This is a genomic window from Streptomyces sp. NPDC003077, from assembly GCF_040611095.1.
Lineage (GTDB): Bacteria > Actinomycetota > Actinomycetes > Streptomycetales > Streptomycetaceae > Streptomyces.
Genome location: NZ_JBEXNM010000088.1, coordinates 19,981 through 31,064, shown reverse-complemented (window position 1 = coordinate 31,064; position 11,084 = coordinate 19,981). Strand labels below are relative to the sequence as shown.

10 protein-coding genes are annotated in these 11,084 nt (G+C 71.8%); 7 read left to right on the top strand and 3 right to left on the bottom strand.

The genetic code is table 11. The features are described from left to right. Positions 1-324 precede the first annotated feature (324 nt). From ABZX96_RS34560 to ABZX96_RS34550, 3 genes are all read left to right on the top strand, one after another. Entirely contained in the window at positions 325-936 is a 612-nt protein-coding gene (locus ABZX96_RS34560) for a cysteine hydrolase (protein WP_355552365.1), read from the top strand. A 393-nt stretch (positions 937-1,329) separates the two neighbouring features. Further along, positions 1,330-2,094, top strand: coding sequence for an MBL fold metallo-hydrolase (locus tag ABZX96_RS34555; RefSeq protein WP_355552362.1), 765 nt, complete (start codon positions 1,330-1,332; stop codon positions 2,092-2,094). A gap of 189 nt (positions 2,095-2,283) precedes the next feature. Continuing rightward, on the top strand, positions 2,284-3,120 hold the full coding sequence (locus tag ABZX96_RS34550) for an alpha/beta hydrolase (protein ID WP_355552359.1): 837 nt from the start codon (positions 2,284-2,286) through the stop codon (positions 3,118-3,120). A gap of 61 nt (positions 3,121-3,181) precedes the next feature. On the opposite strand, the gene ABZX96_RS34545 is transcribed toward ABZX96_RS34550, so the two are convergent. Next, a complete protein-coding gene (locus ABZX96_RS34545; protein ID WP_355552356.1) occupies positions 3,182-3,538 on the bottom strand; it encodes a helix-turn-helix domain-containing protein in 357 nt (118 codons plus the stop codon). 141 nt (positions 3,539-3,679) lie between these two features. Here ABZX96_RS34545 and ABZX96_RS34540 point away from each other — a divergent pair, with 141 nt between their 5' ends. The 3 genes from ABZX96_RS34540 to ABZX96_RS34530 all read left to right on the top strand — a co-directional run bounded on the left by ABZX96_RS34540 (position 3,680) and on the right by ABZX96_RS34530 (position 8,385). Then, complete coding sequence (locus ABZX96_RS34540) at positions 3,680-4,711, top strand: zinc-binding alcohol dehydrogenase family protein (protein WP_355552353.1); 1,032 nt, start codon at positions 3,680-3,682, stop codon at positions 4,709-4,711. A gap of 750 nt (positions 4,712-5,461) precedes the next feature. Next, positions 5,462-7,408, top strand: a complete 1,947-nt coding sequence (locus ABZX96_RS34535) for a BTAD domain-containing putative transcriptional regulator (protein WP_355552350.1) — start codon at positions 5,462-5,464, stop codon at positions 7,406-7,408. A gap of 428 nt (positions 7,409-7,836) precedes the next feature. Continuing rightward, positions 7,837-8,385 (top strand): hypothetical protein, encoded by a 549-nt coding sequence (locus ABZX96_RS34530; RefSeq protein WP_355552347.1) that lies wholly within the window; start codon positions 7,837-7,839, stop codon positions 8,383-8,385. A gap of 392 nt (positions 8,386-8,777) precedes the next feature. On the opposite strand, the gene ABZX96_RS34525 is transcribed toward ABZX96_RS34530, so the two are convergent. Together ABZX96_RS34525 and ABZX96_RS34520 are read right to left on the bottom strand one after the other, a co-directional pair. Further along, positions 8,778-8,957: a hypothetical protein gene (locus tag ABZX96_RS34525; RefSeq protein ID WP_355552344.1), complete on the bottom strand. Its 180-nt coding sequence runs from the start codon at positions 8,955-8,957 to the stop codon at positions 8,778-8,780. Between the two features lie 110 nt (positions 8,958-9,067). After that, positions 9,068-9,766, bottom strand: a complete 699-nt coding sequence (locus ABZX96_RS34520) for a type 1 glutamine amidotransferase domain-containing protein (protein ID WP_355552341.1) — start codon at positions 9,764-9,766, stop codon at positions 9,068-9,070. 266 nt (positions 9,767-10,032) lie between these two features. Here ABZX96_RS34520 and ABZX96_RS34515 point away from each other — a divergent pair, with 266 nt between their 5' ends. Next, entirely contained in the window at positions 10,033-10,917 is an 885-nt protein-coding gene (locus tag ABZX96_RS34515; RefSeq protein WP_355552338.1) for a helix-turn-helix transcriptional regulator, read from the top strand. Positions 10,918-11,084 lie beyond the last annotated feature (167 nt).

The window sequence follows — 11,084 nt, the reverse complement described above, 5'->3', positions numbered from 1 at the left end:
GAGAGCCCCCCGGTGCTTCTTGCGTTCCGGGGGGCTCTCAGGTGTGCGGCCGGGTCACGTCACGGAGCGCCGCGAGGGCCGCCGGCACCGCGTACGCCGTCCCGCGCGGTCGCCGGTCACCGGTCACCGCGGCTCGCGTCCTCGCCGCGACCGTGACGGCCGACCGCCGGCGGGCACACGGTCAGTCAGACGACCGATGGCGCGGCCGCCGCCCGGTGACATGCTGCGAGTGGTGGGGCCCCTGGGGGCGGCACACGCTCCTGTGTGCCGCCCGGACCTGCCGGGACGCACCGCAGCGGTGCGTCAGAAGAGAGGAACGCGCGCATGACCAGTCCGTCCGCCCCGATCGGCCTCGTCCTGATCGACACCGTCAACGAGGTCTTCGCCGAGCAGGGCAAGGGATATCCCGGGTTCAAGGCGGAGTTCGAGCGCATCGGCACCCTGGACAACCTCAGGCGGCTGCTGGCCGGCTTCCGCGGCAAGGGCTATCCGGCCTTCTTCTCGCCGATGTCCTACACGGACGAGGAGTACGGGGACTGGAAGCACCGTTCCGGCATCCACCGCGTGATGTTCGACAACCGGATGTTCGAGGCGGGCAGTTGGGGCGCCGAGTTCCACCCCGACTTCCGGCCCGGTCCCGGTGACGTGACGATCGCCCCGCACAAGAACCTCGACGTCTTCGCCACCACCGACCTGGACATCCAGCTCAAGCGCCGCGGTATCGAGCACATCGCCGTGGCGGGCATGATCGGGACGATGTGCGTGGAGTCCACCGCCCGCAGCGCCATGGAGCGCGGCTACCGGGTGACCCTCGTCAAGGACGCGACCGCGCCCGACGGCGACGCCGACTCCTACGAGCAGATGGTGAACCGCTACGCGCTGATCGCCCATGATGTGCTCAGCACCGACGAGTTGCTGTCCCTGGCCGACTTCTGAGGCACGGACGCGCGCGACCCGCGCCCAAGAGGTCACCGCGATGGCGACCCCACTTTTCCGGGATCGGCGGACCGTCCCGAGGTCCTGGGCGCGCCGGCTTCCGTCCAACCGACCGAGGAACAGCTCGCCCGAACGGTCCGGCACTCGCCGGCCGTCTGGGCAGGGCGGTCCTCGGGGGACGGCATGGCACTCCCGGGGGCATCCTGCCGCCGCGGGCGGGGCAATGAGATACATGTTTCGCTTCGGCCTCGTCGCCGGCAGCGGGGAAAGCCCCTGGAATTTTGATACGTACCAACCACGTCGCGCACTTGTCGAGCCTCGGGCGCACGCCCGTCGGCCCCGCCGGCCGTGCTCGTACGACGTCCGTGCGACGCGGCAGCGAAAGGAGCATTCATGCCCGACGCCCCGCTCATGAAGGGCATCGTCCGCGTCGACGACCGGGTTTTCCTGGTCTCGGGGAGCAACACCAACTGGATCGTCATCCGTGACGGCGGCGAGGCCACCCTCATCGACACCGGTTACCCCGGCGACCACGACAAGGTCGTCGCCTCGCTCGGTGCCATCGGTCTCCGGCCGCGCGACGTGACAGCGATCCTCATCACCCACGCGCACAACGACCACATCGGGGCGGCCGAGCGTTTGCACACCGCACACGGCACCCCCGTCCTCATGCACGAGCGGGAGGTGCCGCACGCGCGGCGCGAGTTCCTGCACCAGGTGTCGGTCGGCGCGGTGCTGGCCCGTGCCTGGCGTCCCGGGGTCGTGCCGTGGGCGGTGCGCGCGATCCGCTCGGGGGGAACGGCCCACGTACCCGTCACCGAGCCGCGGGCGTTCGGCACGACGGGGCCGCTGGACCTGCCCGGCGGGCCGGTGCCCGTGCACACGCCGGGGCACACCGGGGGCCACTGCGCGTACCACCTGCCCTCGCTCGGCATCCTCGTCAGCGGGGACGCGCTGGTCACGGCCCATCCCACGTCCCGGAAAACCGGTCCGCACCTGCTGCCCGACATGTTCCACGCCGACGTCCCCGGGGCCCGTGACGCCCTGTCCGCGCTGGAGGAACTGGACGCGGACACCGTCCTGCCCGGACACGGGCCACCGCACCGCGGCCCCGTCGCGGCCGCGGTCGCCCGGGCCCGCGAGCAGGCCGCGCGATAGGGCGGGCCCCGGGCACCGCCGGCCTCGGCGCGGGGACCGCGAAGTGTCCCCAAGCCAGGCCCACGCCGATGGTGCGCCGCCGTGGGGCCGGCCCGCGGAATCGGCCGTCCACCGGCGCACCATGTCCCGGCTCACCGGCCGTCACACATCCGTCCCAGCGGGACACCATTCGAGACGACAGGAGCTTCCATGCCCGCCTACCTGGCCGATCAGGCCGAGACCCGGTACGTGGAGGGACCCCGGGGCGAACGCTTCGCCTACCGCCGCTTCGGCCGCGCCGGCACCCGACCGCTGGTCATGCACACGCGCCTGCGCGGAACCATCGACCACTGGGACCCGGCACTGCCGGACCCGCTGGCGGCCGAGCGGGAAGTCGTCGTCTTCGACAACCGCGGCACCAACTTCTCCACCGGCGCGCCTCCGTCGGCCATGGAGGGCCTGGTCGACGGCACCCTGGCGTTCGTCCGCTCGCTGGGGCTGGAGGACATCGACGTCCTGGGGTGGTCGATGGGCGGCATCGTCGCGCAGGGCGTGGCCCTGACCGCTCCCGGTCTGGTCAACCGCCTGGTGGTGGCCGGGAGCTCCCCGGGCGGCGTGCCCGACCTGCCGCCTCCGCCGCCACGCGTCGCGCGGATCACCGGCAAGGTCGTCAACGACGACGAGGACTTCCTCTACCTGTTCTTCCCTGAGACGGAGAAGGCGCGGGCGGCCGGGCTGGCCTCCCTGCGCCGGCTGGACCGGCGCCTGACGGAGTCGAAGGCCGTGGTGGGCCCCGAGGCGTTCCGCGGCCAGATCGCGGCCATCAGCGGTTTCCGGGGCTACTGGGACCGCCAGGGGGAACTCGCCCTTCCCGTGCTGGTCGCCAACGGCGCCCACGACGTGATGATCCACGCCTACGCCACGTACGCGATGTCCCAGCGGCTGCCCGACGCCAAGGCCGTCCTCTACAGCGACGCCGGGCACGGCTTCCTCTTCCAGCACCCGCAGGACTTCGCCCGCGAGGTCAACGCGTTCCTGGGCGGTTGACCGGCGCCTCCGCGCCACCCGCGGGTACACGGGCCGGCCACGGTGCCTCCGGCGGCGGCCTTCAGGCGATCTCGTCCATGTGGTCCTCCACCCAGTTCCGCAGCTGGGCCAGGGGGTGCGCCACGCTGCGGCCGAGCGGGGTCAGTTCGTACTCGACGTGCAGGGGCACCGCGGGGTAGACGGTCCGCTCCACGAAACCCCGGTCCTGCAGGCGGCGCAGCGTGGCGGTGAGCACTTTGGGGCTCACGCCTTCGAGCCGCTTCTGCAGCGCTCCGAAGCGCTGCGGCCCCTCCTCCATCGCACCGATGGCCAGCGCCGACCACTTGTTGGCCAGGAGGTCCAGCACCTCGCGGCACGGGCACTGGGCGGCGTACACGTCGTGATGGTCGTGCCGCTGGGTCCCGCAGCGCGTCACCATGCTCTCTCTCCCTCTCCCCTATTACCTCTCCCACCAGGTTACTTCCCTTGGGGAAGTAACAGTCCTTGCAGGTTACTACCTGCTCAGAGCTACGTTGCCGACACAGCGGTGGCCCGCTGTGAACGACCAGGAGGAACAGTCATGATCCAGATCCCGCAGACCATGCCCGCCGTCGCCTACCTCAAGAGCCTGCCGGTGGACGACGCGGAGAGCCTTGTGGACACGACCCTGCCGGTACCGCAGCCGGGACCCCGCGACCTGCTCGTGCGGGTCGAGGCCGTCGCGGTCAACCCGGTCGACTACAAGGTCCGGCAGAACAACGACCCCGGCGGTGAGCCCAAGGTCCTCGGCTGGGACGCGGCGGGCACCGTCGTCGCCGTCGGCGAAGAGGTCACCTCGTTCCGGGTGGGCGACGAGGTCTTCTACGCCGGAGCCATCGACCGGCCCGGCGCCAACTCCCGCTTCCACGCGGTGGACGAACGCCTCGTCGGCCACAAGCCCGCCTCGCTCTCCTTCGCGGAAGCGGCGGCCCTGCCCCTGACGTCGCTGACCGCCTGGGAGGGGCTGTTCGAGCACCTCGGTCTGCACACCGACGCACTCAAGCAGTCGGGCACGCTGCTGGTCACCGCCGCCGCGGGCGGTGTCGGCGCCATGGTGTCCCAGCTCGCCCGCGCCCTGACCAGTCTCACGGTGATCGGCACCGCCTCCCGCCCCGAGACCGCCGAGTTCGCCCGGCGCATGGGGGCCGCGCACCTCGTCGACCACCGCGAGCCCCTCGCCCCGCAGGTGCGCGAAGTCGCCCCGGAGGGCGTGGACCTCGTCTTCGGCACCACCGGAACCGACCGCAACCTGGCCGCCTACGCCGACATCGTCAAGCCCTTCGGACGGATCGTGGCCATCGACGACTTCGGCCCGGTCGAGATCGGTCTGCTGAAGTCCAAGAGCATCTCCTTCCACTGGGAGTTCATGTTCACCCGGTCGCTGCACCAGACCGCCGACCTGGCGGAACAGGGCCGCATCCTCGACCAGGTCTCCCGGCTGGTGGACGCCGGGATCCTGACCACCACGGCCACCACCGACCTCGGGAAGATCAACGCCGAGCACCTTCGGGAGGCGCACCGCGTCCTGGAGTCCGGCAAGGCCATCGGCAAGATCACGATGACCGGTTTCTGACGGGTGCTCCCGCCCGGCAGCCCTGGGCGCCGGGGAGAACGCGGAGGACTCCACGGACCTTCCGCCTCCCGCACCCAGGGTGGGCCGAGGCGGCGCGCCCCCTCACCCGCCGCGGCCCCCGGGCCACCGAGGGCCGACCGGGTCGCCTCCGTGCCGTCGTGGAGGCCGGCGACAGCGCCCGCGACGCCGTCCGGGCGATGACCCGGGCGCACGGGGAACGTGGCAGTCCCTGCACCCTGTACGTCTCCGCCGCCCAGTCCCCGCGGGGGAATCAGCTCCCGTGGTGGTCCTGCCGCGGGCTCGGGGCGTCTTCGTGCCACCGGGGGCGTCGCGCGACTTGGTGGCACCCGGCACCGTCTCCTTCGGGTCGCCGCCGCTCGGGACGCCTTCAACGCCCTCACGCGGCGTGCTCCCGCGGCTCTCCCCGGGTCGCGTGGGCCTGGCACAGGACCGCGCCGCCATGGGGCGGCCGAAGAACCGGCGTGCGTCTCCGGCCGGGCAGCGGTCCGGTCACCCGACGTGTACCTCCGCTCTCCGGCCGCCTCGCATCCCCACCGCAAACCAGGAGGCCGTACGCCGCCGGACGCGGGACGGTGGGGTTCCGCAACACGTGCGGACCGTTCGTCGCCGGGTGAAGTGACCGGTCGTATTCATCGCGTCGCGCTGGTGTCCACGGCGTCGCGCCGCGCGGCGGTCTCCGCGCGGCCGGACAGCGGCGGCGCACCAGCCGACATTAGAGGAGAGATCCCGTTGCCCAGGCCACAGCCCGCCGCGGGCGAGCCGAGCGTCCGGTTCTCCGTCCTCGGCCCGGTCCGGGTCTGGCGCGGTGACGACGAGCTGCCGGTCCGGCCCAAGCAGCAACGCCTCGTCCTGGCGGCTCTGCCGGCGCACGGAGGCCGGCCGGTCCCCATGGGCGAATTCGTCGAGCTGCTGTGGGAGGGCCGTCCCCCTGCCGGCGCGGCGAACGCGGTGCACCGGTACGTCGGCGCACTGCGCCGTCTGCTGGAACCGGGTCTCCCGGCCGGGTCGGCCGGGCGGTGGCTCACCCGGCAGGCCGGCGGGTACCGCCTGCGGGTCGACGCGGACAGTCTCGACCTCCTGCGGTTCCGGGACCTGGTCGACCGGGCCCGCCGCGCCCAGGCGGCCGGTGAGCCGACGACGGCCGTGGATCTCTTCGTCACCGCCCTGGGGCTGTGGCGGAACCGCCGCACCCCCGGTCCGGAGCCCCTCGGCCGGAGCCATCCCCCGTTCATGATGCTGGAGCACGAATACGTGTCCGCCGTGTGCGAAGCGGCCGAGACAGCCGTCCGCTGCGGACGCGCCGCGGCCGTCCTGACCCCCCTGCGCCGGGCCGTGGAGCGCCATCCGCTGGACGAGGCCCTGGTCGCGCGCCTCCTGCTCGCCCTCGCCGACGACGGCGAACAGGCCGAGGCCGCGGCCCTCTACCAGGACGTCCGCCACCGCCTGGCGGAAGAGCTCGGGGTCGATCCCGGCCGGGAGCTGTCCTCGGCGTACGACCGCGTCCTGTGCGGGCAGCCGGCCACCGATCCGGGAGCGGGCGGCACCGGCGACGGCACGGACCGGGACGACGCCCCGCAGCCGGGCCGGTCCGCCCCTCCCCTGACGCCCTCGCGGCTCCCGGCGCAACTCCCGGCCGACCTCTCCTGCTTCACCGGCCGCCGGGAGGAACTGCGGCAGGCGACGGCGATGGCAGGAGAACGCGGCGGTGCTCCGCGCGTCCTGGCCATCGACGGCATCCCGGGCGTCGGCAAGACCGCGCTCGCCGTTCACGCGGCCCACCGCGCCCTGCCCGACTTCCCCGACGGACAGCTCTTCGCCGACCTGCGGGGCTTCGCACCCCACGGCGATCCGGCCGACCCCCACGACGTCCTGGCCGGATTCCTGCACGCCTTCGACGTCCCCCGACAGCGGATGCCCGACGAGCCGGACGCCCGCGCCACGCTGTACCGCAATGTCCTGGCCGGCCGCCGCGTACTGGTGGTCCTGGACAACGCCCAGGGCGTCGAGCAGGTCGCACCGCTCCTGCCGGGCACGCCGGAGTGCATGGTCGTCGTGACCAGCCGCACGCGGCTGACCGGGCTGGCCGCCGCCCACGGAGCCCACCTGGCGACGCTCGAAGTGCCGTCCGCCGACGAGGCGACGGCCGGCTTCCTGCGACGTGTCGAGGGGGTCCGGCCGGACGCGGACGCCGGCTCGGTGCGGCGGATCGTCGACCGCTGCGGCCGGCTTCCCCTGGCCGTGGCCGTCGTCGCCGCCCGCGCGGCCTCGTACCCCGAGCACCCGCTGCCGCGGATCGCGGCGGAACTGGCCCGCGCGGACCGGAGTCTGGACGGCTTCGACGACGACCACCTGGACAACGACGTGCGCGCCGCCTTCTCCTGGTCCTACCGCGCCTTGTCCGAGTCGGCCGCGCGCCTGTTCCGGCTGCTGCCCCCGCACCCGGGCGACGACGCGACCCTGAGCGACCTGACGGCCCTGGCGGGGCTCTCCCCGCGCGTCGCCGCCGCGGCCGTCGGCGAGCTGGTGCGGGCCCGCCTGCTGACGGCGCGACGGCGCGGGCGGTACCGGTCCCACGACTTGATCCTCGCCTACGCGGGCGAACTGGCCGAGTCGTACGACGCCGTGCGGACGGCCGGGCCGTCCCGGCTGCCCGAGCGTGCGAGGGCCTCGGCGTGACCGGAGCCGGTCGGGCGGTCCCCGGGGGCCGGGAACGCCGGTGCCGCTGCCGGTGCGGGCCGCGGAGCCCTTCGCCATCCCGGCGGCGCCGGTGATGTCCCGCACGCTCGCGCCGTTGCGGCCCTGACGACGGAACACGGTCTTCGCGTGTTCCGTCAGCTTCCCTTCGACGCCCACCTGGGGCATGTCCCGGCCGGGTGGCCCCGTGTCCGAGCCGTCGGGCGGACAAGGTGGCGCGGGTGGTCCGGGCCGTTCCAGACATGTGTGCGATGCCAGACGTATGCGCGCCTCCGCGGGACTCGGCGAGCAACGCTTGCCGCGAGGGGTGAAACATGCCCGCTGTCCCGCCCGGTCTGGGCACCTGCCCGCATAAGCTCCCTACATCGGTACCATGCGCGGCAACATTCATACCGAAGGAGCGAAACATCGTGACCAACCAGTCAGCCGCGACCCTCCGATCACGGCTGGTGGAACAAGCCGCGTCGGACCTGGTGGTGAACCGCCGCCAACAGCAGGAACTTGCGGCACAGATCGCGGTGTTGCAGCAGGAAGAAGCCCTTCTGACGGATGTCCTGAGCCTGGCCCAGCGCTATGAGGGCTTCGCGGACCAGGCCCGGCTGCCCGAGCAGTCGCAGAACGGGTCCGTCGGCGCGAAGGCGACGCGAGCGCCCGCCGACGCCACCTCGCGGGGTTCGACCAGGACCGCTCCGGCGGACGACAGGGCGAAGACCGGCACGAAGGGGAAGTCGCGCCGCCCTCTGCTCGGTGACCTGCTGCTGGACCTGCTCGGCAAGCACGACGGCCCGAGCCCGGCGAAGGAACTGCGGGACGAACTCCTGGAGAAGCACCCGGACCGCACCCCGACACCACAGGTGGTGCGGAACACCCTGGAGTCGCTGGTCGCCAAGGGACGCGTCCAACGTCACAAGAAACAGCGTTCCGTCATGTACACCGTCGTGCCGGACTCGGAAGACTGAACAAGGGACCGTCACCGGGGGCACAAGGGCAGCCGTCCGCGCGGACAGGGCGACGGTTGTCGCGGTATCCGACCTCCGCGTCATGCCTCGGCAGGGCAACTCGGGCAGCCGCCACCACGGCCTCGCCGAGGCAGTCGCAGAGTCCCCCGTCACCACTCCATGGTGACTGCGCGCACCCGCACCCGCCCCCGAAACTGTGGCGTCCCGTCACACACACCCCACCTGTGCGTTCCTACGATGTGGCGACACGCTTCCGTCCCCACCGACCGCCGACCGCCGGCCTGAAGCGAACGAATCGTCGCCGCGAATCTCACCGGGACGAACGTCGAGCGGCGACAACTCATTCGATCAGAGCTGTGACCTGCGGTTTCCTTGCCTTCGGCGGGTGGAAGTCAGCGCAGGACCGGCAGCGAAACCTTCCGTGCCGGCTGGCCGCCCTGGAGGTTGCCCACAGCACCGTTCACCGACACGTGTGCCGGAGCCCCGGATACGTGCAGGCAAACGTAACCACACCTGTTGCCGAACACCCTCTCCACACGGCCGATGACATCGACCGGCGTGATGGTCTTCATGGAACGCTCCTTTCCGGGGTGCTTCGCATGACTGGTTCAGCGGTGGCGCACGAAGGGCGGGCTCTCGTGCGGGAGGGAGAGAACCCGCCCACCGTGCGCAAGGTGGTGTGTCAGCGCAGCGCGGCGATCATGTCCTCGGCCAGCCTGGCGCTGGAGGCGGGGTTCTGGCCGGTGAAGAGGTTGCCGTCGACGATGTTGTGCTGCTGGTAGGCCGCCCCTTCGACGTGGACCGCGCCCAGCTCCCGCAGGCGGGAGGCGAGCAGCCACGGAGCGCCCTCGGCCGTGCCGAACATCCGCTCCTCCTCATCGGTGAACGCCGTCATCCTGCGGCCGGCGAAGAGCCAGTCGCCGTCCTCGTCCGTGGCGCTCAGCAGCGCCGCCGGGCCGTGGCAGACCGCGCCGATGGGCTTTCCGTCCTGGTCCGCCTTCGCCAGCAGACGGCCCAGGTCGGCGTCCTGGAAGAGGTCGACGACCGGGCCGTGGCCACCCGGCAGCACCACCGCGACGTAGTCGTCGATATCGATCTCGTCGAGCTTCAGCGGCGGACCGAACTCCCGCAGCGCCTTCCGGGCGTGTGCCACGTGGTGACCGCACTCCTCCCCCGCGACCGCCGGGTCGGCGCTGTGCTCGTCCAGCGGCTGCAGCACTCCGCCCGGAGAAGCGAAGTCGACCGTGTAACCGGCCTCCACGAACTTCTCGTGCGGAGCGGCCAGTTCCTCCGCCCAGTAACCCGTCGGGTACTTCGATCCGTCGGTGCGCTCCCAGACGTCCGCAGCCGACATGACGATGAGGACTTTGCCTTTACTCATGGATGGGTTCCTTTTCCGTGTAAGGGACGTTCGGAGCGAGCGACGGTTTGCTCCGGGCAAACCGTCGGCTGGGCACGACGCGATGGCGGCGGGGGAAGGAAGTGCGTTTCCCTGTCACTCGCCCGGCGGACCTGAATCCTGAATTCAGCATCGCCCGCCGCCGGCCCTCGCGGACGCTCATAGCAGGCCCTGCGCGGCAGCGGACCCGGCAGACTAGGACTGACAGGGCCACGCGGGAATCACCCGCATTCGCGATACTGCTTCGCATGGGCAACAACAACCGCGAGCTGGGAAACTTTCTGCGGAAGGCACGCAGTCAAGTGGATCCCGAGCAGGCCGGTCTTCCGCCGGACAGCCGTACACGGCGCGTTCCGGGCCTGCGCCGCGAAGAGGTCGCTCGCCTGGCCGGCGTCTCGACCGACTACTACGCCCGGCTTGAGCAAGGACGCCCGATCTCCCCTTCACCCGGTGTCGTGGACGCGCTCTGCCGCGCCCTGGGCCTCGACGAGGCGGGGCGCACCTACCTCCACACCCTCATCGGAGTGACGGCCGCGCCGTCACGGCGTCACAGCCGAAGCGTCCAGAGACTCCGCCCCGGTCTCCACCAGTTCATCGACGCGCTCAACGGCGAACCGGTGCTGGTTCTCGGCCGCCGCGGCGACGTCCTGGGGGCCAATCGTCTGGCCAAGGCCCTGTTCACGGACTTCGAGCAGTTGCCCGTCCGGCACCGCAACTACGCGCGCTGGATGTTCCTCGGCGAGGAATCCCGGTCCTTGTTCGTCGACTGGGAGGACCAGGCACGGGCCGCGGTGGAAAGCCTGCGTCTGGAGGTGGGACGGGACCCGGACGATCAGGTCACGAACGATCTCGTCGCAGAGCTGCGCGGAAAGAGCGCCGAATTCGATCACTGGTGGGAGCAGCATCGGGTCCACCAGCGCACCCACGGCTCCAAACGCCTCCACCACCCCCTGGTGGGCGAGCTGACCGTGGAGTACGAGACGCTGATCCCGCCGGGAGATCCCGACACCACCCTCTTCGTCTACACCGCGGAACCCGGCTCCCCGTCCAGACAGGCACTCGACCTCCTGGCCATGTGGACCCTGACCGACGCCGGCACACCCCGGCCCGGCACCACCCGAGAACACGACTGACACAGGAGCCCCGCACCCGGCGGCCTCCTCCACGCCGCCTCATCCACGCGAAATCCGCGCATGCCGCCGAGCGCGCAGGGATGGCCGCCCACGCTGTCCCCCGTTACCCAACGGGCGGCGAAGCCGGTGGATCGCTACCCGTCACCCGTCACCCGGTTCAGGAGACC